Here is a 24,673-nt window from a genome sequence, read left to right on the forward strand (position 1 = left end):
AAGTAAGAAATAAGATAAAACTCTATGCGTTCAGCCATTATTGATATTGGCTATAATGCCATAAGAGCTGTAGTTTATGAATGTGATAGACTTGGAGCTCCAGAAATTTTCAATGATAAATTTAAAAGTGATATTATCAATTTACTTAATCTAGATGACCTAGAAGTAAAGCATCAAGTATATCTGTCACTACAATATTTTGTACATATTTTTGATAGGTTATCAGTAACAGATGTTAAATGCGTTGCTACTGCTGTACTTAGAGGGCATCCAAGAGCTGAAGAATTTAGAGAAATAGTTAAAAGAAAATTTAATATTAATATTGAAATTATTTCTGGTAATCGCGAGGCCTATCTTACAGCTGCTGGATTAATTTCTGGTATCAATGATGCTTGTGGCATAGCAGCAGACCTAGGTGGAGGTAGCCTTGAACTTGCCCAAATCAAAGACAAAAAAGTGGGAATCTTAAAGTCTCTACCTTTAGGCACTAGCTTAATCACTAATAATCATTTTGACGATATTAATATAATTAGCCAAATGATCAACAAAGAGTTTGGAGAGCTATACTCAAATCATTCGGGTATACAACAATGTCAACAAGGGTATCATTGTCCAAACTTATACTTAATAGGAGGAGCTTTAAGGCTAATTGGACTTTCTTACATGGAGTTTGTTCATTATCCTCTTAAGAACTTACATAACCTTGAAATAAATCGTAGAGAATTTGAACTATATCTCGAAAAATTGGCTCATGCTCATAGTATGAGAACACAATATAAATCAAGAATTCATTCTAACGCAATTTTGGTGGCAAAATCTATGCTGAATGTCTTTTTACCTGAAAAGGTAATAATTTCAAATTATGGTTTAAAAGAAGGTGTTAGATTTGCTTGTCTCCCTAAAGAAGAACAGGAGAAAGATATTATTTATGAAAGAATCAAGACATTAGTAAATTTTGATGAAACTACTTATAATATCAAAAATTATACAGAAGTCATTAAGCCTATCTTAATTCAACCAGATACAACAACAATTAGTATAATTACTTTGGTCATAATGCTTGCACAATATAATAAAAATATCGATAAAACTCTTCGCTCTAATTTTATTGTTGAATTTATTTTAGCTTCAGATATTCCTTTTAGTCATCGTCAAAGGTTGATGCTGAGTATTGCTCTTGCACTTACCTATACAACAAGAAGTGATACATATATTAATAGATTAGCAAAAAGAATGATTAATTCATACGATTATTGTAACAGTCATATAATAGGTAATTTTATAAAAATTGCTAGGGAAATTGATGGACCAAGATTTCAGTCACCATCTTTTTCTCTTGAGTTAAAAGATAATAGATATATTGAAATTTCTACACTAAATATTTTACCAAAAGCGGTGTTTGAAAAAGTGTGCGAACGTCTGAAAGCTATAGGTTTCGCCCGAAAAATATTTATTGAAATAAAATGATAACAGTCTTATATTGCAAGTGTACAAGCTTTTTTAGAGTACGCGAGTCCCTCATTGTCAAAAAACAATTCTTCAAAGCAGAAGAGTATACAATAAATTAATACAACTACTTTTACATAATACGTCAGGAGATATATATGTTTATAGAAAATGCCTACGCAGATAACAACGATACAATATCAATAACAGAAACTGAAGAAGTAGCTCCAGTAGCTGAACCATCATCTACTCAATCAATATTAACAAGCCTTGTACCGATGGTATTAATCTTCGTTGTATTCTATTTTTTTCTAATTAGACCACAAGATAAACGTCGTCGTGAGAAAGAGGCTGTAGTTGGTAGCGTTAAGAAAGGAGAAGAGGTGGTAACTAATAGTGGAATCTTCGGAGTGGTAAGTAAGATTAACGATGCTGACAACACGGTAGATCTTGAAATAGCTGAAAATATACGAATCAAAATTCTGAAATCTTCAATACTTGATATTACAAGTCGTCACAAAACAGAAGTTACTGCCAAAGGTAAAAAAGATAAAGGGAAATAAGCTGTGTATAATATTCCTAAATGGAAAATATTCCTTTCTATTTTATGTACAATAGCAGCCTTTATTTGTGCTTTACCTAATTTTACAACTATAGATTCTAAAATACTGCCAAACCATAAGGTGAATCTTGGTCTTGATTTGAGAGGTGGTGCTCATCTATTGCTAGATGTAGATTTTGATAGTTACTTAAATGATGTAATGGACAGTTTAGCTGACCATTTACGAAAATATTTACGGGAAGATAAAATAGGTTATAAAAATCTTGTTGTTAAGAACAAGGCGGTGCAGTTTGAATTGAGAAACCTAGAAGATTATAAACAGGTCAAAAAGATATTAGGTAAAGTCGACCGAGAAATTACTGTGGAAAATGATAATACTAATATTAAGCTTAGCTATGGTGATTCGAAGCTTGCTGAATTAAGGTATCAAGTTATTGCCCAATCAATTGAAATAATCAGAATGAGAGTGGATAGCACCGGCACAACAGAACCTAACATACAAAGGCAAGGTGATAAACATATATTACTGCAAGTACCAGGTGAGGAAAATCCACAACAACTCAAAAATATTCTTGGCAAAACTGCAAAACTAACCTTTCATTTAGTAGATGAAACTGCCAACATACAACAAGCATTAAATGGACATTTACCCTTTGGTTCAATTTTAGTGAAAGGGGAAAATGAAAATAAGCAAGAATATTACGTAGTTGTTAAGAAAAAAGCTATTGTTAGTGGTGACCAGCTAACAACCGCCCAAGCTTCTTTCAATCAAAATTCCCAACCTGCTGTTGCTTTTTCTTTTAATAATCTTGGTAGTAAATTATTTGCAGAAATAACCAAGAATAATTCTGGCAAGAGGCTTGCTATCGTGCTTGATAACAAATTATTAAGTGCACCAGTAATTAATGAACCAATTCTTGGAGGAAGCGGTATAATTTCAGGTAATTTTACTGTTGAATCAGCAAATGAATTAGCGTTATTACTTAGAGCTGGTTCGCTGCCAGCCCCTTTAAAAATAATAGAGGAAAGAACCGTAGGACCAAATCTTGGAGCAGATTCAATAGAGGCAGGCAAGAAAGCAGGTATGATTGGTTTTGTTAGTGTGGTAATATTCATGATTTGGTCTTACGGAATTCTTGGCATTTTTGCCAATATAGCATTAAGCCTAGCTTTACTTTATATTTTAGCGTTATTGTCACTTTTTCAAGCTACATTAACTCTGCCAGGAATTGCTGGTATAATCCTAACGATTGGTATGGCAGTTGATGCCAATGTACTCATTTATGAAAGGATAAGGGAAGAACTTAAAAAAGGTGCATCTAATCTATATGCCATAAGGATGGGATTTGAATCAGCTTTTTCTACAATCCTTGATTCAAATGTTACAACTTTGATTGCAGCATTTTTACTTTTTATATTTGGAGCTGGAGGTATAAAAGGTTTCGCAGTAACACTAACTATTGGTATAATATCATCTATGTTCTCTGCGATTATTATTACTAAGTTGTTGATTGATACTTGGATTAAGTATCAAAAGCCCAAAAATCTAGGGTTATAATTAAACGAAGAAAATTATATTATGCTTCAAGCCTTAAAAAGAATGCTACTATCTGTTGTAACAGTTGCCCTAACTACCAGCGTAACATACGGGGATTATAAACATTCATCAGAACTTTCAGGATTCGAATTAGCTGCTAGCAAATTAGGTTTTACCTCACCAACCCAGCAAGAAGCTTTGTTAAAGATTTTTTATCTAGCTGGATATTTTGAACCACAAAAATTATGGCACGATCTAGTATGTTTTGACAAGACTAATGCAGACAAAATATTTCGTTTGATTCAGGGCAGTTTGGCTAAAGCTGGTGCTAATCAAAACGCTCCTAGTAAATTCAATGCTAAATCATTGCGTAAAAATTTATTTAAATCTATTAATGAGATAAATGTACGAAATATTGAAGATTGGTTACTATTTGTTGCTCAGGATGCGTTTGATCTTAATCTTGGTCAGGAACGGAATGAACTGACCACTAAAGATTGGATGACTAAATATAAGTCTCAATATATTGTAGATGCTAGACAATTGGGACTTATTAATGAAATAAAACCTCACTATCAAGAATATGATGAAGCTTGGATTGCCGGGGCAGCTAGAATTAGGTTATTGACACGTATAATCTATTATAATAAATTAACAGAACAAATTAAAGTTAACGGATTAGTACTAGTATTAACAGGAGCAAGACCCTTATGGGCTAATCTCGATGGCATTAACCCCAAAACATACACTGAATTGCTAGAAGCATGGCAAGGAAAGGCAGATATTAATAGATTGGATACTGTACAATTAGTTGGAAATGATTCAGCTTGTATTGAGGAAGGTGAAAGATATATCGAGTCTCTTGCTAAAGATTACGCTATTAAGTTAAATAAAGCTCAGCCATTTATTCAATATAAAACACAAGAAGAATGTCCATTAGGTCTTTTTCCTAGAAGATTCTATCCTAATTATGCAAGCAGCAATGAGAGAAAACTCACAGAAGACCTGATGAGTAGTGACCTAGTAAACAAGTTCCTTAATAAGGATCAAGTTAAACGTACTGAAATAATCAATACTAAAGTAGGCAAGAATAACGAAAGACCTGATACAGCCACTACTGCTCATGATGCAGCAGTTAATTTTGCTGAAAGAATTTTAAGTAGAAAATTTGGTAGACAAAAAGACTTTGTTATTTTATTTGTCAGTAATAATCCTCATATTGAACGCCAAACAATTGTTACTCAAAGAGAAGTTGATAAAGTATTACAACAATATGGATTAGATAAACAGGGTTATCATATTAAAATTGCAGGAATAGGTGCTAGTGCCGTACCGGATATTCCAATTATTCATTCTGAACTGGGTAAGTTGATAACGGCAAAATGGATAAATAAAAATCTACTAAGCACTGATAAATTTGGGCATTCTATTGATCAATTAATGTTCCAAACTCGTAAATGCCCTGATCCTAAATCAATACCTCCAATACCAAAAATTAAAGAAATATAATATAGGACTAATTGAAGGCATAATTGGATATTTGATTAATTGGGAGTGCCTACGAATTGAATAATTTTTCAGTAAAAAATAGATATCTTTGGCAAACTAGCTTATGCTGAGGAATTTAAAGAAGCCACAAAACCTCGACATGCAGTGGACTATGATGTACGTGAGGAGCAAAGTACCGGTAGCACGAATAAATTACCAGCAGAAGTAGAGTTTGCCAAAGATATCTAATGTAGCTGAGTACTACAAACAGTACGCAAATATATGTGAGGAACGAAAGCAAATTTTGACGACAAAATTACTAAAAAGAATCAATTACAGGCATGCCCTAGTGGACAATTGTAGAACCCAAACCGAAGTAAGAAATGTGATAAACCAGCATTCTTATCGTGCATTTGTATAGATGTATCAATTTAATTAATCTTTAGGAGGATATTGCCTGAATAATTTTAGAGTTTAGATTGCAATATGCTTTTGACTCCTTTTGAAAAAAAATTATTGACTCTAATGTGACTAGAATCCTAACCTAATCACACTAAAAGCTAATTAAGATAAGGTTTTTGAAGAAGATAAGTCAACTATTAGTACTGGAAAAGTTCCGTCAATAATGTCATTATTGACGACAATAAGCAACACTCCATTTAGAGCCTGAATTACTCAAGGAAGTAATATCTTGTATAAAAAGCTCAGCCAGTATCGAACAAGATTATCATAAAAGTCGTATATCTAAGTTACAATCTGAACATACAAAGATGAAAACTCGTATGGATAGGTTAACTGATTTATTTTTAGACGGTGATATTAGCAAGGAAGATCATGAAGAAAAACGTCAGCAATTAATGCAAAAACGTAAAGATATTATTAGAGAAATAGAGAACCATACAAATGCTGATGATAAATTTTCAGAACTCTTGATTAACCTAGTAGAACTGGCTTCTAGAGCGTTCGTAGCCTTCAAAGGTTCTACTATTGAGAGAAAACGTAAATTAATAAATTTAGTGTTTGGTAACCTAGAATTAAAAGACGGAAAGCTAGACTTTATGCTACGTTCACCATTTGACGCATTCGTAAAATGCACTAAAATCGGAGAATGGCGAAACCGGGGGGATTCGAACCTCCGACCTAGCGATTAGGAATCGCTCGCTCTATCCTGCTGAGCTACGGCTTCTTTTTTACTGTTTTTGAAGATTAATCATTAGACAATGAGGTCTATTATAGCAAAATTTTCAACAGTTACAAGCGTGTGACACAAAATCAAAAGGATTGACATGTTTATTATTAAGCCAAATTTCAAAATGTAAATGTTCCCCCGTACTATTGCCACTATTCCCTTGAAGCCCAATCATTTGACCTTTTATAACCATATCTCCTTCTTTTACATGTATTTTTCTCAAGTGAGCATATTTAGTGATAAATTTATTTGAATGTTTTATTTCTATTAAATTTCCATAAGCACGTTCTCGCCTTATGGTAGTAATTATTCCATCAGCAGAGGCATAAATAGGAGAGCTACTATAGCTTTTTAAGTCTGTCCCACAGTGGAATTTTTTTTTGTTTTTTCCTAGGGTGTTTGCGTACGCCGTAATGACTGGTAATCTTTACGTTATTATATTGTGGTAACATTATAGGAATAGTAGTAGTTAGCTTATTTAATTGTGCTAGCTCATTAATATTATGGGAACTATTTTTATTACTAGCTTTTTGAACAAGTCGTAATTCTTCTTGGGATAAGAACTTATACTTACAATTTAATTTTAGTAGCAAGTCCTTAATCTTGGTTGACCTGATCATTGCTTGGTTATTAATATTCTCAGTACAGCTGGCTTTAAATTTTTGTAAAAAAACCTTATTATATTGGCTATCATTAATAATAAGACCAAAATCTTTTGCATAGATGCAGTTATTTTTACTTAGTGCTGCTAAATTATATTGTATAATTAAAGTGCCGTGATTTAGTTTATGATCTTTTTGTAATTGTTGAGCGGTAACAGTTAAAAGCGTCTTGTTGGTAGATGAGGAGCTACATCCTTGTAATAATAGTATAGTTAACAACAATATACACAATTTAAGCATTTATTGCCTTTTATACCAAAGAAAATAAACCGGTATTCCGCTTAATATAAATGAGATAGCTGGTATTATGACCTTTAATGGTGTCTCACAAATAATCCACAGGCAAAAAGCAATTGATCCGAAGGCAATTAACCATTTATATAGTGAAGATTCTTCTAACTTTGCTAGCAGTAATTTTAAAAAAGCTACACTACAGGCTAGATATACAAATAAAAAAGAGATAACTGAAAAACTAATTATTGCGGTAACTTGTTCTGACAAATCTTCATTTGTTGTACTAATCAATAATAATAATATTCCAATACAACTTACAAACAAACTCCAAATTGGCGCTCCATTTTTATTTTTCTTAGCAAAAAAAGATGGCATTAAACCGTCTTGTGCTAATCCTAAAGCAATTTGTCCGCTGATTAATACCCAAGCATTTAACGTTCCAATGCAAATAATTGAAGCAAGCAAAGAAATAAGTAGATGCCACTGACCGCTAAAAATTATTTGAGTAGCATCTACATAAGGGGCGTTAGAATGTATCAAATCTTCTCGTGGAATTAAACCAATTATTCCAATACTATTAATAAGGTATAAAATAGCCACACAAAGTGTACCCATTACTATTGCTCTTGGTATTGTTTTTGATGGGTTAATTACTGAACCAGCCTGAGCAGTTGCTGACTCTACACCAATAAATCCCCAAAATGTCAGTAACGTTACTTCACCAAGAATTTGAGAAAAAGTTAAATTAGTTATTCTCTTATCCATAACAAAATTATTACTATCAAACTGATATAATGCTACAACTGGTATTATTATTAATGGAATAAATTTTAACATTGCTAGTATAAATTCAGCACGCCCCGCTACTCCTATACCTTTAAAGTTTAGTAACATAACAGCAAATAACAATAATATTTGTAGAATTAAGCATATAAAACTATTACGCACACCAATTAAAGGTGTTAAATATGTAACAGCTGAAATAACTACTACAGCTGTACTAACCCATGAAATAATCCAATAAGTCCAGCCAGTAAAGAATGCTACATCATTGCCAAATGTCTGCTTTAAATAAACATGAGGTCCACCTGTTTGTGGAAATCGTGCACAAAGTATACCAAATAAAAGTGCTATTATTATGGCACCACAGGAAGATACTATCCATCCAACTAAACTAAAAATACCAAATGGGGCTAAACCTGCCGGCAATATCAAAATAGCAGTGCCAAGTTGGCTACCAATAACTAAACCCAAAACTGACCAAAAACCAAGCTTTTGTGACATGTAATCTTGTGACATATAATCCTTAAGATGTAATAATCATAAACTTTACATAAAAAAATAAAAACTTGAAAACTGATCTATCAATTTTCAAGTTTTTGCAAGCAATATATTATATTCGACAATTATATTGTTGTTTCTTACGATCGCATATAGCTTTGCCAGCGTAGATCATGAGTAGGTCATTCCTAGCTAAAAGCAGGAATCCAAAAAATAGCCTGCAAAGGCTATTAGATATTATAGATTTCCGCCATTGCTAAAAATGACATACTAGTGATCCACGTTGGCAAAGTCTACGCAAGGATGACATCATTTTTACCACATCAAGATACTGGTGACCCCTACGGGACTCGAACCCGTGTTTTCACCGTGAAAGGGTAACGTCCTAACCACTAGACGAAGGGGCCATAAACTTTTTGGCATAGCTAACTAGAGAAGGTTTTAGCCATAGTAATGGGGATAGCCTTAATGTCATTCCCACGTAGGTAGCGGAATCTAAAAAAATAGCTTAAAAGACTATTAGATATTATATATCCCGCTACCTACGCAGGAATGACATACTTTTAACTAAGATATCAACATGCAACTAAAACATTCTCGGGTTAGCTATAGCCTATCTATATTCTCAGAATCAGAGCGTTCTAGTTTATACAGTATCTATGAAATATTGCAAGTATGATTTTATCGTTTTTTCTTATTTTTTCCGTCGGTAGTTTTATTGAACCTACCAATATTTTTTACAAACTTTTGTAGCCCATTTAATTCTGTACCATAAGTTTTCGTATATTCTTTAATTAACATTATATCATCTTTATGTGAGTCATTAAGTAGTAGAACTTCTTCAATTATATCATTTTTATTAAAAGTAATTCTTACTATTCTTTGTTCAATCACTTTTGGTTTAAACCATGTTCTCCTAGCTAAAGAACGTTGAACATAATACCAAGTATTAGGTGTATAGTCAGGTATAATTGTTGGTGTGCCAATTAAATCTTTTACCTCGGATTTACTAAGCCTCCTCTCCTCAAGCGTAGGTAATAAATTATCATCCACATACTGCCCTCTTGATTCTATAGTTTGACAACTACATAATGTAAAGAATATTGATGAAACAAGAAAAGTCCGAATTATAAAAAATTTCATAAAATTTATGTTTGAAATACCTAGATTTTGCAATGGAAGTATAATATACTGCTTCATCGATTTGACAAACACTTTTTCACAGATTAAGTATAATTTTTAAGAGGCTATATGGCAGTTCCAAAGAAGAAAACATCAAAATCAAGACGTAATATGAGACGCTCTCATCTTGCACTTGGTAAGATTAATGTAGTAGTAGATTCTCAAACAGGAGAATATAAACTTCCTCATCATATATCTTTAGCTGATGGCACATATAATGGTCGTCAAGTTATTGTGAAGAAAGAAGAAAAAGATGAAGAAGTAGCATAAACCAGTATGGCTTGTAAAATTCTTGGGTGCGGTGCATATTTGCCGGAACGTATTGTTAGCAATGCAGAATTATCGTTATCGGTTGATACCAACGATGAATGGATTCGCTCAAGGACGGGTATATTACAAAGGCACATTGCCGGGAACGATGAATATACGTCACATTTAGCTCTTAAAGCCAGTCATAATGCTCTAGATGATGCTGGGTTAAAGGCATCATCTATAGATTTGATAATTACCTGCAGCACTACTCCAGATAATAGTTTTCCTTCTATAGCTTCTAAGTTACAAGGTTATCTTGGGCTTAATAATGTACCTTCATTTGATCTCCAAGCGGTATGTTCGGGTTTTGTATATGGTTTACATGTTGCTGACTCTTTGATTAAATCTAGAAAATATAGGACAATATTACTGGTCGGTGCTGAAAAAATGTCGTCTCTACTAGATTGGAGCGATAGAACTACTTGCGTCTTATTCGGTGATGGTGCTGGTACTGTAATTCTGCAATATAGTGAGGATAGTTCTGGTATAATAGATAGTAATATTTACTCGGATGGTCGTTATTTTGATATTCTTTACACTGATGGTGGTGTAAGTACAGATGGCAAAAGCGGTAAAATAAAAATGAAAGGACGAGAAGTTTTTAGGCATGCAGTAGAAAAAATGAGCAAATCAGCTGAAGACATATTACATAATAATAATTTTACCATAGATGATGTTAACTATTTTATTCCACATCAGGCAAATATAAGGATTATAGATGCAATTATAGAGAGACTAAAAATTAATCCAAGTAAAGTAGTAAAAACGGTTGCAGAACATGCCAATTGTTCTGCTGCTTCAATCCCTTTAGCCCTCGCTTCTCTTAAATCTTATGCTAATATCAAAAAAGGTGATATACTCCTTTTTACAGCTATCGGTGCTGGAATAACTTGGGGATCGGTTTTAATCAGATGGTAACAACTAAGACTATTACTAGAGAAAAAATTGCTCACATATTAAAATCTAATCTAGGGCTATCAAGTATTATATGCGAGGAAATAGTCGATCAAATATTTAAGAATATTCAGCTAATGGCAAGCAATCAAAGATTGACGTTAACAGGTTTTGGAAGCTTTTGTACTAGCACAAAAAAACCTAGGCCTGGCATAAATTTTCATACAAAAGAGACAGTGATAATTCCAGCAAAAGAGGTAATGCGTTTTATACCAGCTAAAAAGTTAAAATTATTAATTAACTAAGACATCGGTTTAATAGCCTATTGTGTCACCCCTGCCCCTTCGGATATCACCCACAACTGTTGGAAGTTAAAATCGTCATTGCGAGACGCCACAGGCGTCGTGGCGATCTCATGATAGTCAAGCTCTCCTTCACAAGATTGCCACGAAGCTGCTGTAAGCGGCTTCTCGCTAATAGACGGTTTAGGGCTTGCCTCATCGCAATGACGATTTTAACTTTCAACAGTTATGCGGATGCCACCCCTGCGTAGGTAAGGGGTTAAAAAAATAGCAGAAGAGTATACCAGCAGAAGTAGAATTATGCAAGAGGTCTATTAAAAATGCAGAATAAAAAATATTACTCCATTGGTGAAGTAACAAAACTTCTAAATATTCACTCTCACCAGCTAAGATATCTAGAGCGGCTACTACCAAATCTAACTATACATAAGATACGTAACAGACGATATTATACAAGACAAGATATTGAATATTTGAGAGTCCATATGACAATCAAGAATATACAGATAGAATCGCAGCCTATTATCTCAAAACTATCCCATAATCAAATAAATAAAATTGATTGCCTGATCAAAAATTTTTATGACTTATCGTTGACTATCCAGCGAATTATTTCTAGATAAAAATTAATAATTCTTACATCGGTTTAATAGCCTATTGTGTCATCCCATAACTGTTGAAAGTTAAAAAAATCGTCTATTAGCGAAGCACTATTGTAAGGCTTAAAACGTCATTAGACTTCTTTCGAAACTCGCTTATGCTGAGGGATTTGAAGGAGACGCGGAACGCAGAACCGCAGCGTACTCTAATGTACGTGAGGATTCGAGTACCGCATCGACGTACAAATCACCAGCAGAAGTAGAGTTTTGAAAGAAGTCTATTGTGAGCGAACGTACGTGAGCGTGGATCCCCATGAAGCTTGTCATATAGATGCTTCCTCGACCTACGGTCTCCTCGCTAATAGACGATTTTTTTTAACTTTCAACAGTTGTGGCAGCAATACGCGAGGATGACATCGCTTTGACGTTAGTAACCTCAATTTTGGATTAATAAAATTAATCCAAAACTGAGGTTTGAAAAGACTGAATACGATTAATAATCATATTACAAAAAAGCTGGCATAGAAAAACTCCACACCAGCCTTAGAAAACAGGGATTTATTTCTTCACTTCTTCTTTCTTCGTTTCTTTCTTGTTCATGTTGTTTTCATCCACGTTCACTTCGTCTTGCTGCGGGTCTTTTTTCTCAGGAGTCGCTGCAGCAAAAGCAGAAATAGAGAAAGCTAAAGTTAGAATAATAGTTAACAAATTTTTCATAATAAACCTCATTTTTTGTATTGGTGATTCTAGCTTAAACTCCGTAATATTCAAGTCAAATAATAAGTAGAATTACCCTTTATTATAAAATATATTATTAATGTAATAACTCTGTGTCATTTTGGTTCACATTTTTACAAGTTTATTGACTGTTCTTTGCAAATTATTTTATAAGTTTCACATTTCTCAAGCAGTTTAGCGTGAGTATCCCTTGCAATTAACCTTCCATGATCAATTACCAAAATTTCGTCAGCCTGCTCTATACTTGAAATACGATGAGCGATAGATAATATCGTTTTATCTTTCATTATTTTTTGTAATCTATCTAGTAATTTTTGTTCACTCTCGCTATCTAAAGCACTCATTGCTTCATCTAGAAGTAAAATCTCCGGGTTATATAGAATTGCCCTACTAATAGCTATTCGTTGTTTCTGTCCCCCAGATAATTTAATGCCCTTCTCACCAATTTCAGTATCTAGTCCTTCTTGAAGATTTTGAACAAAATCCATTATTCCGGTATTATTAGCTGCTTTTATTATTTCTTCTTCACTAGCATCCGGTTTAGCAAAAACGATATTTGACCTAATCGTACTAGAGAAAATACTTGAATCCTGTGGCACATAGGCAATCATACGCCTTATCTGCTGGTCATTAGTCTTTGATATATCTTGCTTGGCAATTCTAATAATCCCTTTTTTAGGAAAATAAAATTTTAACATTAACTGCATCATGGTACTTTTACCAGCACCTGATCTGCCAACTATACCAATAAATTTACCTCTATCTATTTTAAATGACAGATCATCTATAACTAAACTATCTAATCTTGATGGATATATAAAGCTTACATTTTCAAACTCTATAATCCTAGAAGTCTTATTATCTTGATAATCACATATTTGGATATTGGTGTGTTGATTTTTAGAAGAATAATCTATAAGAGCAAAAACCCTTTCTGAAGCTACAAGAGATGAGTGTACCTCACTTAGAAGCTCAAAAATACCCCCGCTGCTCATACCGGCGATTATAGCGTAATAAATAAATGATATCATCTGACCTGATGATAAATCGCCATGTACTATATCTCTGCTACCTACCCATATAACTATAGTGATAGAGAATAGTATAACTGAAATAGCTATCGCGAAAAATATAGAACGGATTTTTAAGCGATCTGCCGTATGCTTTAAATAATCAGAAATTTGCCTATTGAAATCAGCTATTTTATTTGCCTGCTGATTAAAAGCTTGTATCGTGCAAATATTTGATACAGTTTCTTCTAAATTAACTGCAATATTGGCTTGCGACTTAAGAGCATTTTTTGATAAATTTCTTACATATTTGCCAAATTTTATTAGTGGTAACAATAATAATGGTATAATGGTAATGACAATCACAGAGAGTTTAGGACTCTGAAAGAACATCAATATAATTCCACCAATTAGCATTATTGAGTTACGAACAAAGAAAGAGAGAAAATTGATAATCAACTTGGAGATAAGTTCTATATCTATAGTCAGGCGGGAGATGATATCACCAATTTTTAGCTCTTCAAAACAAGCAATATCAAAATTAATTATATTACTGTAAGCTTCTTGCCTAATTGTACTCACGATTTTTTCAGCAATATTATTAATGAAATAAGAACGGAAAAAACTACCTACACTAAAAATTACTATTAAAATAGTAATATATAATATCGATTGATCAATTGACTGCAGATAATGTGTTTTTAGACCATTATCAATTAACTGTCTAAAACTACTACCTATTGCTAGCAACGAAATTGACACACATAATAAGGCCAACATAACAATTGCTAGATCTAATTTATAGAGCTTTAAGTAACTGATAAATCTATAAGAAATTGTCTTATGTATTGCAAACATAATTATTAAATAGCTGGTGCCGGATGTCGGATTTGAACTGACGACCTACCGCTTACAAGGCGGTTGCTCTACCACTGAGCTAATCCGGCAAATAAGAAAAAGCTCTAAAGTCAAGCACCTATTACTCGATAATCAAGTTTTTTTCTGAAGGCTACAATTCATGGTAGTTTATGTCATCCGAGCTACGGCGGGGTTCTCAAAAACCTTTAAGTCTAAGGTGTTTTTGTATTTTTAGATTCCGCTACCTACGCGGGAATGACATATTTTCGACTTCTTTTCATGACTTTTAAACTGCCATGAATTATATAACTTAATAAAAACTTGATTATCGAGTTATATGTACACCATAACTGTTGAAAGTTTAAAAATCGTCTATTAGCGAGGAGACCGTAGGTCGACGAAGCAATCTATATGACAAGCTTCATGGATTGCCACGCTCACGTACGTTCGCTCGCAATGACGGTTTTTTAACTTTCAACAGTTATACCTTACGGGGAGCATGTTTTTATCCACCCTAAGCTTTTTTTGACTCTTTCTTAGGAGATTTTATTTTACGATTCTTAATTTTAACTTCCATTTTCTTTTTGATTGATGCCGGAAGTAATATACCAGCTTCTTCAATAAACCTAGCAACACGATCTGTAGGCTGAGCACCCGTACTTAACCAATATTCTATACGATCAGATTTTAGAACCACACGATTTGCATCACCTCTGACAAGCATTGGGTCATAAGTACCTACTTTCTCCAAAAAATCACCATCCCTAGGAGCTGTTGCATTAGCTACAACTACTCTATAATGAGGACGCTTCTTTGCCCCACCTCTTGCCAAACGAATTTTTGTTGCCATATACCTCTATTTCACTATTTAATCTTTTCTTCTTTAAAAGGAACATGCTTCCTGACTACAGGATCATACTTCTTAAATGATAACTTCTCAGTTTGAGTTTTAGGGTTGCGTTTCTTTACCAAAAAATACCCTGTACCAGCTGTACTAACAAGTCTTACCAAAACATTCTTATTTTTTTTAGCCACAACTATCAGACCTTTTTGTATTATTTATAAAATAAACTGCTGGTCATAATAAAAGTAAGCTGGCAAATAGTCAAGAGTAAAATAGCTTTTGGTTTAATTGTTTGTAGTCCTTAATTTATCCCAAGACCGAATTCAAGAAGCATAAAGCAATATACCAATCACCACCATTATCATTCCTACTAATCCAACTATTTGAGCAACAATGATTGTAGTGTTATGGTGGATTATACCATAAATTAACCAACTCAAAGTAACAATAATTATCACAAGAAAACCATCAAGAGATAAGTCATCTGCACTCTTAGTAGTAAAAATTTTATAGGCCTGAGTATAAAATAAATATTGACCCATTGTACCAGCAAATATCATATATCTATCAAAAAAAATAACTAGTTTATTTTTTGTTTTCTCTGTATATGCCATATATGCACCTATTTAACTATTAGAACCTAAATAACCTCAGTTTTGGATTAAAATTTTTAATTTTAATCCAAAACTGGCTAAAATATCAGAAAAATGCATTCTTGAAACGCTTCTACGAATGCATTGTAATCTATTATCGCTAATAATCTTATTTTTATTGGTATAAAAATAAGATTATTAGCAAATGAAATCATTCCAATTTCTGATTAATGAAATTAATCCGAAATTGAGGTTAAATATCTATATGCTGTTTCTCATAACTCTCATGTCGCTCTTGTGCTTCAATACACAAAGTTGCAACTGGTCTTGCTTCTAGACGTTTTAAGCCAATTGGCTCTCCAGTTTCTTCACAATAACCATATTCATTTTTTTCTATCCTTACCAAAGCTTCTTCGATTTTATCAAGAAGCTTACGATACCTATCTCTTGTCCTAAGTTCAATTGCTGTATCCGTTTCAATTGACGCACGATCATTTAAATCCGGCTCATTCCAATTTTCTTCCTTGAGATGGGTTAAGGTTTCTCGTGATTCCTCTAGTAAAGAACTTTTCCACTCAAGGAGTTTTTGTCTAAAATATTCTAACTGTTGAGGATTCATATATTCTTCATCATTGGAAGGTTTATACCCTTTTAGTAAAATAATTTTAGACATACAGGCTTCTCATATTCAAACATGGGATAATATAACCTATAATTAAAAAGCATGGCAAGAAGATTATAATACTTCCCCTTTAGATTTTGATATTGGGTGAGCATTATTATAAATATTTTCCAAATGTTTTAGACTAATTTTAGTATAACGCTGGGTAGTTGACAAACTTTTATGCCCAAGTAATTCCTGAATAGACCTTAACTCTGCTCCATTCTCAAGTAAGTGCGTGGCAAAACTATGTCTAAAGGAATGAGCTGATAAATGTTCTGATAATCCATAGAAGCGACGTAATTTTATCAGTTCACGATTAAATACTGGAGCTTGTAATTTTTTACCCATTTTACCTCGAAATATCGGGTCTTTTTCATCTATACTATAAGGTAATTTACTCAAATATTGTTCTATTAGATCTCTAGCAACTGGCGTCCATGGTATTATCCGTTCTTTTCTGCCCTTCCCTGTTATTTTTATAAAATCTAAGTTTTGTAAATGAGATGTAGTCATAGATAATGCTTCGGATATTCTAAGACCAGCAGCATAAATAAGCACTAAAAGGGCTTTATTTCTTAACTCCACCCATTCTAAATCAGCAAAATCATCAATATGTTCAATGGATAATTGAGCATCTGACTGCGATAAAGATTTCGGTAATATTTTAGCTTTCCTAGGGTTTTTGACGGAGAAAATTGCATGGCAAGTGATATTAGCAGTCTTCTCTAGATATTTATAAAAATTCTTTATAGCAGATAAACTTCTAGAATTAGAAGCTGTTAGGTAATTATCTTGTTGCCTTTTAGAAAGCCAGCTCCGTACTAATCTTATGTCAACTTGCCTTATAGAACTAATGGTTATGATTTCAGAATTATAGTGAGTCATAAAATTCAGAAAATGTTCTAAATCATTCTTATAAGAAATTATGGTATGTTCTGAACAATTTTTTTGTAATTTCAGATATTTTTGCCATTTATCTATTAGCTCCAATACTTCTTGTGCTTTTTTCTGAATCATTGATCATTTACCTATACAAAAATTACTAAATATCTCTCCTAACACTTCTTCAACACTAATCTTACCAGTAACATTACTTAAACTTCTGATAGCCATTCTAACATCTTCTGTGGCTAGCACTAAGTCATTTTCAATATTAAAATTTTCTAAATATTCCAACGCTTTTTCTATACAATCTCGTTGACGTTGTCTAGTAATATGCGGCGATTCGGTTAAACCTGCTATATTATGAGCAATATTTTCGATTTCCTTTAATAAAATATCCAGTCCTATTTTTTCTTTTATAGAGATTTTTAAATAATTCTTGTTTAATGGCAGCAATCTATCTTTCATGATATCATTCCCGCATAGGCGGGAATCTATATCCCGCACTGAAGCAGGTTGACAATGCCCCAAACTTTTATCCAAAAGATCAATTTTATTGACCAACATTATGGTATTATCATCTATTAAATCTATAATATCAACCATCTCCTCAAAATATGAGGGTGAGTTGCTTAACTTTATAGCATCAAGCATAATTATTTTGATATCAGCCATTTTTGCTGACTCAATTGCACGTTTGATACCTTCTAGCTCTATTAGATCATTACTAGACCTTATACCAGCCGTATCTTGTAATATAATTGGGTATCCTCCTATATCTAGATGCCCCTCAATTATATCACGAGTTGTGCCTTCAATGTTTGATACAATAGCAACGTCTCTTTGCATCAAAAAATTAAGTAAACTAGATTTACCAACATTAGGAGTTCCTAAAATAGTCAATTTAATCCCAGTTCGTAGTAACTCCCCTCGTCTATTATCGTTAAGGTGTTTTATTATAGCATATTTAAGATCAGCACTAATAGTCATAACCCTATTTAATATTTCTTGTGGAATATCTTCATCAGGGAAATCGATATAAGCTTCAAGTAAGCCAATAATGGTAAGTAAAGTTTGTCTCCATCCATTATAAAGTTCTTCAAGTTCTCCACCAACTTGCTTAAGTGCCTGCCTATGTTGCCAAACAGTTTCAGCTTCAATTAAATCGGCAATACCTTCTGCAGCAGTTAAATCAAATTTGCCATTTAAAAACGCCCTACGGGTGAATTCCCCAGGCTCTGCAATCCTTAAACCATCTATGGTTAACAATGCTTCACTTAGCATAACAGCAATTGCTATGCTGCCATGTGTGTATATCTCCACTACATCTTCTCCAGTGAAGCTAGCTGGAGCTTGAAAATATGCTACAACTGCATCATCAATTAATTCTTGATTTTTAGGATTTATGAGCTTTTTACAGTACATAATTCTCGGAACAAACTCTATATTATTATTCTTAAGCAGGTGTTTTAAGGCAAATAGGCTTTTAGGTCCAGAGATACGAAAGACTGCAACACCAGCTTTTCCTAGTTTAGAGCTTTGAGCAAAAATAGTTTCCACGATGGCAGTGATCCTCTTGCTTAAGTAATTTATTTAATTATACTATACTCAAATGATTTGAAGAATTGGATTTGAAAATGAATGGTGAGCAAGCGGAGTGTACATATTAGTACATGAGCATGCGAATCCATGATATTTTCAAAAAACAATTCTTCAAAGCAGAAGAGTATATCTCTATTGCAACAATTATAAAGTTTGGTAACAACTATGACAATAGAAAAGACATCTTTAGCTTTGAGTAAGCTTACTTGTCAAGTGCCTAATTATAAATCAGAAATTTTATCACTAAGTACAACAAAAAGTGGGAATCCACTTTATAGCACCCCTCTTTATAGTAAGTTTGTACAAAAATTTCTAGTTTATATCCCTGTAGACTATAGATTTAGAGATAGACAAGAATTATTTGGTGAGTTTATAAATAATGCCTTTCAGTTCTTTCAAGAAAAACAGCCTGATAAAAGAAAGTTGCAGATTGTCAGTACAGTAATTGAAAATGATCCTGCAATTAATATTCTGCTACTGAATGATGACAAATCATTTATAGTTGATTCGATCATTTGTTTATTAACAAGCCTAAGTTTAAAAGCTAAATTTTTACTTCATCCTATTATAGCTTGTGTAAGGAACAATGATGGTCACTTACAAGAAATATTGGATATAAAGAAAGATAGAGTGGAATCTTTAGTCCATATCACTATTCTAGGGAGTTTTGATCAAAAAGATATTAGCTCTTTGGAAATGGCTTTAAATGAAGTTCTAGATCAGATAGATACTACTTATAATGTATGGTCTAAAATCTTAAACAGAGTGACGTTAATTTCAAACGATATCCAAAATAATCAGCAATTATATAATGACAATCATTTAGATTATCATGAATCTACAAATTTCTTAGATTGGTTAAAAGATGATAATTTTACTTTCCTAGGTATGATTAACTTTGATCTCACCTCTAAAGACTTCTCATCAGAAGATGGGGTCAAAAAGATATGGCAAGATAGTGGTGAGGTTATTGATATTATCGAACGCTCAGCAAATTCATTACATGAAAATAAACTAATTATTTTAGGTAAAATTAATATCTTATCAAAGGTACATAGAAGTAACTTAGTAGATTATATTTTAATTAAGAAAATTGATCAGGATAAAAAATATCACTCAGGTAGTATAATTTTTGGCTTATATAGCTCTGCAATGTATTATCAATTAGTTACTGATATTCCTATACTGAGACAAAAACTAAAATTTGTTGTAGATAAAGCCGCTTTCCCGATTGGTGGATATAATACCAAGAAACTTAAAAATATAATTCAATCTCTGCCTAAAGAAGCTTTGATACAGATTGATGAAGGTGATTTATACTGTATGTGCTTACATGTACTTTCAGGGATAACGAGTAAAAAACTTAAATTATTTATTCAACAAGATTGGTCTGGTTCGTTTATTAATATCATAATATTTCTACCAAGAGATCGTTTGACACTAGAAGTACATAGTAGCATAAATTATTATTTATCAAATATACTTAGTGGTCTAATACTTTCAGATTATACTGCAGAAGTGGTAGAAAATTTTTCATATTTATTTGTTACGTTGGAGGTACAGGGTAAAAAGAATATTGATTTTGATGTTGAACTAATAGAGCAAGAATTAGATAAACTCTCCACTCGTTGGAGTGAAGATTTCTACCAAGAGTTATGTAAAAAATTTGGTGAATACCAAGGTGGGGTAAATTTTAAGCTTTTTGACCCAATTTTTCCTATCGACTATAGAGAAAAATTTAATGGACAAACAGCTTTAATAGATATTGAGTATTTAAAAGAGGCTAGTATTTATCACAAACCGATATTTAATTTAATTGTTATAAATAATACAGAGTTCCAGCTAAAAATTTACAGCCCGACGCCTAAATTAGCTCTCTCAGACTTACTACCATCTATAGAAAATTTAGGATTCAAAGCTATAAATGAACAAAGCTTTGCCATAAAAGGAGCAGGAGATATAGTCAATTCAGGAGGATTTGGTGCTAGGAGCGATGGAGCGACGCCTATATGTAATAGGCGAGCGACGAGTGACGACGTCACCAACTTCTCATCAATTGACTATATTGAAGAAAGTTGGATATATGAGTTCACTCTCGAAGCATTGATAACTATTAAAAGTGATATTGATTTACTTAAAGCAAACGTAGAAGAGGCTCTAGATAAGATATATCTTGGACTTTTGGCTAATGATTCTTTGAGCAAATTAATAGTATTATCGGGTTTTAATTGGTGGCAAGTTAAATTGGTTAAAGCATTAACTAGATATTTACATCAAACTGGCTTTATCTATGGCAAGGGCTATGTTCAGTTGACCTTAATAAAGCATTTTTTATATACTAAAATGTTAGTTGATTTGTTTGATGCTAAATTTAATCCAGCAAATTTCTCAGATATATACTCAAATGATTTGGAGAATGGGGACAACAAACAAGGGGTGAGCGAACTAGGCGTACATGAAGTACGTGAGTACGCGAATACCCCGCAAGTATTTGCAAAAACCAATTCTTCAAAGCAGAAGAGTATACGTTCAAAAACTATAAAAGATAGTATCTTTAACTATCTTAATACAATTACTAGCAGTAGTGAGGACAAGGTTTTAAGACAGATGTTTGATATTATTGAAGCTATTATAAGAACTAACTGTTATCAGCCTAGCTCTAATGACTTAAAAAATTCAGCTAACAAGCATAATACAGTCAGTAAAAATTATTTTTCTTTTAAATTTGACTCGCAAAAAGTTCCTCACCTGCCTTTGCCAGTACCATTTGCCGAAATATTTGTTTACGATAATGATTTTGAAGCTATCCATTTACGAGGAGGCGTCGTCGCTCGCGGAGGTATTAGATGGTCTGATAGAGGTGAGGATTATAGGGTAGAAGTATTAGGACTAATGAAAGCACAAATGACCAAAAATTCAGTTATTGTACCTGTTGGCTCAAAAGGTGGATTTTTCGTTAATTTCACTGATGATAATATGACTCGCCAAGAATATATGGCAAGAGTGGTGCAGTGTTATAAAAATTTTCTCCGTGGATTACTTGATATCACTGACAATATAATTGATGGTAAAGTTATTCAGCCAAAAAATACTATTATCTACGACCAAGAAGATCCATATCTAGTGGTTGCAGCCGATAAAGGTACGGCAACGTTCTCGGATTATGCAAATAGTGTGTCGGCTGAATATAATTTTTGGTTAGGCGACGCTTTTGCTTCCGGTGGATCAGTAGGTTATGATCATAAGAAAATGGCTATTACCTCAAAGGGAGCTTGGATTTCTGTAGCAAGCCATTTCCATGCTATGGGTATTGATGTACAAAAAGACCCTATTACTGTTGTTGGTATTGGCGATATGTCTGGGGATGTTTTTGGTAATGGCATGCTTAGGTCTAATACCATAAAACTTGTTGCGGCATTTAATCATAAACATATATTTATTGATCCACAACCTGATCCAATTATTAGTTTCAATGAACGTATGCGACTATTCAATTTACCTACATCAAATTGGTCTGACTATAATCAACAATTAATTTCAAAAGGTGGCGGAATTTTTGAGAGAAGCAGTAAGTCTATATCATTATCCCTAGAAGCCAAGTTATTGCTAAAACTAGACATTAGCGAATCATCTCCTGAAGATATGATTAGAGCTATCCTACAAGCAGAAGTTGATTTGCTTTGGAATGGCGGTATAGGAACCTATATAAAAGCTTCAACGGAAAATCACCTAGAGATAGGCGATAAGGCAAATGATAATCTTAGAGTCAATAGTAAAGATATCAGAGCTAAAGTAATAGGAGAAGGTGGAAATATTGGTGTATCACAACAAGGTAGAATAGAGTATAGCAAGCTAGGTGGGAGAATAAATACTGATTTCATTGATAATTCAGCTGGCGTTGATTGTTCGGATCATGAGGTAAATATCAAAATTGCTCTTAATCAAGCTATGTCCTCTAAGAAGATTAGTTTAGAAGAACGTAATAAGTTCTTATTTACTATGACAAAACACGTCGAAGAACTGGTTCTAGTTGATAACTATAAGCAAAATCAGGCACTTGATATAATGCAATTATCTAGTACCTCAACTATCGGAATATTTAGCCAATTTATTGATACTTTAGAAGAAGAAAAATTAATTAATAGAACTGTTGAGTTCTTACCAACTCAGGAAGAACTCAGTAAAAGGACAGTTAATAAGGAAAGTATGACCCGCCCCGAGCTTTGTGTATTACTTTCTTATAGTAAACGCTCAGTCTATCATGATTTAATAACAGCAACATTTTCAAAAGATAAGTATTTTGAATCTTATCTGATTAATTATTTTCCAAAACTAATGCAAGAAAAGTTCCGTGAGGAAATTTTAGCTCATCCGCTTAAACATGAAATTATTCGAACCGTTGTAACAAATAAAATTGTCAATCAATTAGGCGGACCATCACTTAATCTTATAAAACGTGAAACTCAGGCTGCTCTTTGTGATATAGTTCGTTCGTATACTATTATCTGTGAAATTTTTGATTTAGATAATCTATGGACTATAATAGAATCTCTAGCAAGTAATATAGATCATAAAGTTAAAATTGACATGTTCACTGAGCTTGCTAAAATTATGCGTAGAGGTATCTCTTGGTTTCTAAAGCATAAAAAACATCCTATCAATATTAGCAATACCATTGATGAATTTTATGAACCAGCTAGAATGCTTAGTAAAGTGGTTGGTAATCTTCTTTTAGGAGAAGCAAAAAATAAATTCGATAATAAAGTTAAGCAATATACTTTATCAGGAGTGACAGATGAAATAGCTCATAGGATTGCAACTCTTGACAGCCTAGTGTCTGTCTTTGATATAATATATATTGCAAAAAAGACAAAAGCTAAAAATAATGATGTTGCTAATTTATATTTCACTACTGGTAATAAATTTAGTATTGATTGGCTTCGTAAATCTTGTGATAAACAACTAAATGATTCCTACTGGAATAGATTATCAATTCAATCATTAAAAGATGACTTATATGATAAACAAAGACAATTATTGACTAAAATAATTAACAACTCTAAATTAAATATTGATTTAGAGTTATGGATTGATAATAATATAGATGCCGTATGTATTTTTTTAGATTTTGTAAAAGGAATTAGATTGCAAGAAACTATTGACTTAAATATTTTAATTTTAGCAAACAAGAAATTTGAAACTTTTTTGCGTAAGCTTGAGTAATGCGTTATGTCGTCATCCCTAAAACAAGCGAGAATAGAATCTGGTAAAACTCTTGAAGAAATATCTAGCTATTTGAAGATTAGGAAGCAATATTTGGTAGCTCTTGAAGAGGAGGATTTTAGTTCGATGCCAGCGGAAGTTTATGTAAAAGGTTATCTTAAATTATACTCAAACTATTTAGGGATAGATGTAAATCTCAGTGAAAAAGACAAGCAGGAATCTTCAAAAGATATTGACCTCAGAAATAGGTCAGATCCAATGATATTGGACTATAAATGGAAAAAACAACTAATTATTATTTCTGTTTTAATATTAATAATAATTCCAATAATTTATCACTTAATATTATCATCTGAATGAAAATAACTAATGATTTATTACTTAAGTTAATGCAAGAAGTGGATCAAGGTCTTGAAGGTCTCTTGTCAAAGATCGCTAGGCAACATGAAGAAATCAATAAACTGCAGGATGAAAATAAACAGCTCAGGGATAATTATGCAAAAATACTTGAGCAAATAGCCGTATATATTGCTGAACTTGAAGCAATAAAACATAAAAATACATAAAATAA

23 protein-coding genes and 3 tRNA genes are annotated in these 24,673 nt (G+C 32.8%); 11 read left to right on the forward strand and 15 right to left on the reverse strand.

Annotated elements, in window-relative coordinates; translation table 11 throughout:
- Positions 1-24: 24 nt before the first annotated feature.
- The 4 genes from AAHN03_RS04530 to AAHN03_RS04545 all read left to right on the forward strand — a co-directional run bounded on the left by AAHN03_RS04530 (position 25) and on the right by AAHN03_RS04545 (position 5,054).
- Positions 25-1,467 (forward strand): Ppx/GppA family phosphatase, encoded by a 1,443-nt coding sequence (locus AAHN03_RS04530; RefSeq protein ID WP_342278271.1) that lies wholly within the window; start codon positions 25-27, stop codon positions 1,465-1,467.
- Between the two features lie 137 nt (positions 1,468-1,604).
- Positions 1,605-2,009: a preprotein translocase subunit YajC gene (yajC, locus tag AAHN03_RS04535; RefSeq protein ID WP_342278272.1), complete on the forward strand. Its 405-nt coding sequence runs from the start codon at positions 1,605-1,607 to the stop codon at positions 2,007-2,009.
- A gap of 3 nt (positions 2,010-2,012) precedes the next feature.
- On the forward strand, positions 2,013-3,566 hold the full coding sequence (gene secD / locus AAHN03_RS04540; RefSeq protein WP_342278273.1) for a protein translocase subunit SecD: 1,554 nt from the start codon (positions 2,013-2,015) through the stop codon (positions 3,564-3,566).
- Between the two features lie 21 nt (positions 3,567-3,587).
- Entirely contained in the window at positions 3,588-5,054 is a 1,467-nt protein-coding gene (locus tag AAHN03_RS04545; RefSeq protein ID WP_342278274.1) for a hypothetical protein, read from the forward strand.
- A 1,088-nt stretch (positions 5,055-6,142) separates the two neighbouring features.
- Here AAHN03_RS04545 and AAHN03_RS04550 read toward each other — a convergent pair.
- The 6 genes from AAHN03_RS04550 to AAHN03_RS04570 form a co-directional block, all read right to left on the reverse strand.
- Positions 6,143-6,219, reverse strand: a tRNA-Arg gene (locus AAHN03_RS04550).
- Positions 6,220-6,277: 58 nt separating this feature from the next.
- Positions 6,278-6,637 (reverse strand): M23 family metallopeptidase, encoded by a 360-nt coding sequence (locus AAHN03_RS07670; protein ID WP_410521357.1) that lies wholly within the window; start codon positions 6,635-6,637, stop codon positions 6,278-6,280.
- Entirely contained in the window at positions 6,564-7,124 is a 561-nt protein-coding gene (locus AAHN03_RS04555) for a hypothetical protein (RefSeq protein ID WP_410521324.1), read from the reverse strand. Before AAHN03_RS04555 ends, AAHN03_RS07670 begins: the two co-directional genes overlap by 74 nt.
- Positions 7,125-8,402, reverse strand: coding sequence for an APC family permease (locus tag AAHN03_RS04560; protein ID WP_342279184.1), 1,278 nt, complete (start codon positions 8,400-8,402; stop codon positions 7,125-7,127).
- Between the two features lie 329 nt (positions 8,403-8,731).
- A tRNA-Glu gene (locus tag AAHN03_RS04565) sits at positions 8,732-8,806 on the reverse strand.
- Positions 8,807-9,080: 274 nt separating this feature from the next.
- Complete coding sequence (locus AAHN03_RS04570) at positions 9,081-9,542, reverse strand: outer membrane protein assembly factor BamE (protein ID WP_342278275.1); 462 nt, start codon at positions 9,540-9,542, stop codon at positions 9,081-9,083.
- 108 nt (positions 9,543-9,650) lie between these two features.
- Here AAHN03_RS04570 and rpmF point away from each other — a divergent pair, with 108 nt between their 5' ends.
- From rpmF to AAHN03_RS04590, 4 genes are all read left to right on the forward strand, one after another.
- Positions 9,651-9,851, forward strand: coding sequence for a 50S ribosomal protein L32 (rpmF, locus tag AAHN03_RS04575; RefSeq protein WP_341751317.1), 201 nt, complete (start codon positions 9,651-9,653; stop codon positions 9,849-9,851).
- Positions 9,852-9,857: 6 nt separating this feature from the next.
- On the forward strand, positions 9,858-10,811 hold the full coding sequence (locus AAHN03_RS04580; RefSeq protein WP_342278276.1) for a beta-ketoacyl-ACP synthase III: 954 nt from the start codon (positions 9,858-9,860) through the stop codon (positions 10,809-10,811).
- Entirely contained in the window at positions 10,805-11,092 is a 288-nt protein-coding gene (locus AAHN03_RS04585) for an HU family DNA-binding protein (RefSeq protein ID WP_341762560.1), read from the forward strand. The genes AAHN03_RS04580 and AAHN03_RS04585 overlap by 7 nt, the downstream gene beginning before the upstream one ends.
- A 317-nt stretch (positions 11,093-11,409) precedes the next feature.
- Positions 11,410-11,712, forward strand: coding sequence for a MerR family transcriptional regulator (locus tag AAHN03_RS04590; RefSeq protein WP_342278277.1), 303 nt, complete (start codon positions 11,410-11,412; stop codon positions 11,710-11,712).
- Positions 11,713-12,246: 534 nt separating this feature from the next.
- On the opposite strand, the gene AAHN03_RS04600 is transcribed toward AAHN03_RS04590, so the two are convergent.
- The 9 genes from AAHN03_RS04600 to mnmE all read right to left on the reverse strand — a co-directional run bounded on the left by AAHN03_RS04600 (position 12,247) and on the right by mnmE (position 18,837).
- Positions 12,247-12,405: a hypothetical protein gene (locus AAHN03_RS04600; protein ID WP_341762562.1), complete on the reverse strand. Its 159-nt coding sequence runs from the start codon at positions 12,403-12,405 to the stop codon at positions 12,247-12,249.
- A gap of 134 nt (positions 12,406-12,539) precedes the next feature.
- On the reverse strand, positions 12,540-14,285 hold the full coding sequence (locus AAHN03_RS04605) for an ABC transporter ATP-binding protein (protein ID WP_410521358.1): 1,746 nt from the start codon (positions 14,283-14,285) through the stop codon (positions 12,540-12,542).
- Positions 14,286-14,308: 23 nt separating this feature from the next.
- A tRNA-Thr gene (locus AAHN03_RS04610) sits at positions 14,309-14,383 on the reverse strand.
- A gap of 425 nt (positions 14,384-14,808) precedes the next feature.
- Positions 14,809-15,144 carry a 30S ribosomal protein S16 gene (gene rpsP / locus AAHN03_RS04615; protein WP_342278279.1) on the reverse strand — a complete coding sequence of 112 codons (336 nt, stop codon included), beginning with the start codon at positions 15,142-15,144 and terminating at the stop codon, positions 14,809-14,811.
- A 14-nt stretch (positions 15,145-15,158) separates the two neighbouring features.
- Entirely contained in the window at positions 15,159-15,329 is a 171-nt protein-coding gene (gene rpmG / locus AAHN03_RS04620; RefSeq protein WP_341747615.1) for a 50S ribosomal protein L33, read from the reverse strand.
- A gap of 132 nt (positions 15,330-15,461) precedes the next feature.
- Complete coding sequence (locus AAHN03_RS04625; RefSeq protein WP_341762564.1) at positions 15,462-15,752, reverse strand: SemiSWEET family sugar transporter; 291 nt, start codon at positions 15,750-15,752, stop codon at positions 15,462-15,464.
- Between the two features lie 232 nt (positions 15,753-15,984).
- Positions 15,985-16,404, reverse strand: a complete 420-nt coding sequence (dksA, locus tag AAHN03_RS04630) for an RNA polymerase-binding protein DksA (RefSeq protein WP_341747613.1) — start codon at positions 16,402-16,404, stop codon at positions 15,985-15,987.
- Between the two features lie 63 nt (positions 16,405-16,467).
- Positions 16,468-17,412: a tyrosine recombinase XerC gene (locus AAHN03_RS04635; RefSeq protein ID WP_342278280.1), complete on the reverse strand. Its 945-nt coding sequence runs from the start codon at positions 17,410-17,412 to the stop codon at positions 16,468-16,470.
- A gap of 3 nt (positions 17,413-17,415) precedes the next feature.
- Positions 17,416-18,837, reverse strand: coding sequence for a tRNA uridine-5-carboxymethylaminomethyl(34) synthesis GTPase MnmE (gene mnmE / locus AAHN03_RS04640; protein WP_342278281.1), 1,422 nt, complete (start codon positions 18,835-18,837; stop codon positions 17,416-17,418).
- A 207-nt stretch (positions 18,838-19,044) separates the two neighbouring features.
- Between mnmE and AAHN03_RS04645 the strand changes: the two genes are divergently transcribed.
- Genes AAHN03_RS04645 through AAHN03_RS04655 form a run of 3 tightly spaced genes read left to right on the forward strand, consistent with a single transcriptional unit; the run spans position 19,045 to position 24,668 of the window.
- Positions 19,045-24,102, forward strand: a complete 5,058-nt coding sequence (locus AAHN03_RS04645; RefSeq protein WP_342278282.1) for an NAD-glutamate dehydrogenase — start codon at positions 19,045-19,047, stop codon at positions 24,100-24,102.
- A gap of 6 nt (positions 24,103-24,108) precedes the next feature.
- Positions 24,109-24,462 carry a helix-turn-helix domain-containing protein gene (locus tag AAHN03_RS04650; RefSeq protein ID WP_342278283.1) on the forward strand — a complete coding sequence of 118 codons (354 nt, stop codon included), beginning with the start codon at positions 24,109-24,111 and terminating at the stop codon, positions 24,460-24,462.
- Positions 24,459-24,668, forward strand: coding sequence for a hypothetical protein (locus AAHN03_RS04655; RefSeq protein ID WP_341762569.1), 210 nt, complete (start codon positions 24,459-24,461; stop codon positions 24,666-24,668). Before AAHN03_RS04650 ends, AAHN03_RS04655 begins: the two co-directional genes overlap by 4 nt.
- Positions 24,669-24,673 lie beyond the last annotated feature (5 nt).

The organism is Candidatus Tisiphia endosymbiont of Myopa tessellatipennis (genome assembly GCF_964031105.1).
Taxonomy (GTDB): domain Bacteria; phylum Pseudomonadota; class Alphaproteobacteria; order Rickettsiales; family Rickettsiaceae; genus Tisiphia.

Coding starts and splice junctions, on each gene's coding strand:
- AAHN03_RS04530 (WP_342278271.1), top strand. CDS start 25: ATGCGTTCAGCCATTATTGATATTGGCTATAATGCCATAAGAGCTGTA.
- yajC (WP_342278272.1), top strand. CDS start 1,605: ATGTTTATAGAAAATGCCTACGCAGATAACAACGATACAATATCAATA.
- AAHN03_RS04545 (WP_342278274.1), top strand. CDS start 3,588: ATGCTTCAAGCCTTAAAAAGAATGCTACTATCTGTTGTAACAGTTGCC.
- AAHN03_RS04555 (WP_410521324.1), bottom strand. CDS start 7,124: ATGCTTAAATTGTGTATATTGTTGTTAACTATACTATTATTACAAGGA.
- AAHN03_RS04560 (WP_342279184.1), bottom strand. CDS start 8,402: ATGTCACAAAAGCTTGGTTTTTGGTCAGTTTTGGGTTTAGTTATTGGT.
- AAHN03_RS04570 (WP_342278275.1), bottom strand. CDS start 9,542: ATGAAATTTTTTATAATTCGGACTTTTCTTGTTTCATCAATATTCTTT.
- rpmF (WP_341751317.1), top strand. CDS start 9,651: ATGGCAGTTCCAAAGAAGAAAACATCAAAATCAAGACGTAATATGAGA.
- AAHN03_RS04580 (WP_342278276.1), top strand. CDS start 9,858: ATGGCTTGTAAAATTCTTGGGTGCGGTGCATATTTGCCGGAACGTATT.
- AAHN03_RS04585 (WP_341762560.1), top strand. CDS start 10,805: ATGGTAACAACTAAGACTATTACTAGAGAAAAAATTGCTCACATATTA.
- AAHN03_RS04590 (WP_342278277.1), top strand. CDS start 11,410: ATGCAGAATAAAAAATATTACTCCATTGGTGAAGTAACAAAACTTCTA.
- AAHN03_RS04600 (WP_341762562.1), bottom strand. CDS start 12,405: ATGAAAAATTTGTTAACTATTATTCTAACTTTAGCTTTCTCTATTTCT.
- rpsP (WP_342278279.1), bottom strand. CDS start 15,144: ATGGCAACAAAAATTCGTTTGGCAAGAGGTGGGGCAAAGAAGCGTCCT.
- AAHN03_RS04625 (WP_341762564.1), bottom strand. CDS start 15,752: ATGGCATATACAGAGAAAACAAAAAATAAACTAGTTATTTTTTTTGAT.
- dksA (WP_341747613.1), bottom strand. CDS start 16,404: ATGTCTAAAATTATTTTACTAAAAGGGTATAAACCTTCCAATGATGAA.
- AAHN03_RS04635 (WP_342278280.1), bottom strand. CDS start 17,412: ATGATTCAGAAAAAAGCACAAGAAGTATTGGAGCTAATAGATAAATGG.
- AAHN03_RS04645 (WP_342278282.1), top strand. CDS start 19,045: ATGACAATAGAAAAGACATCTTTAGCTTTGAGTAAGCTTACTTGTCAA.
- AAHN03_RS04650 (WP_342278283.1), top strand. CDS start 24,109: ATGTCGTCATCCCTAAAACAAGCGAGAATAGAATCTGGTAAAACTCTT.
- AAHN03_RS04655 (WP_341762569.1), top strand. CDS start 24,459: ATGAAAATAACTAATGATTTATTACTTAAGTTAATGCAAGAAGTGGAT.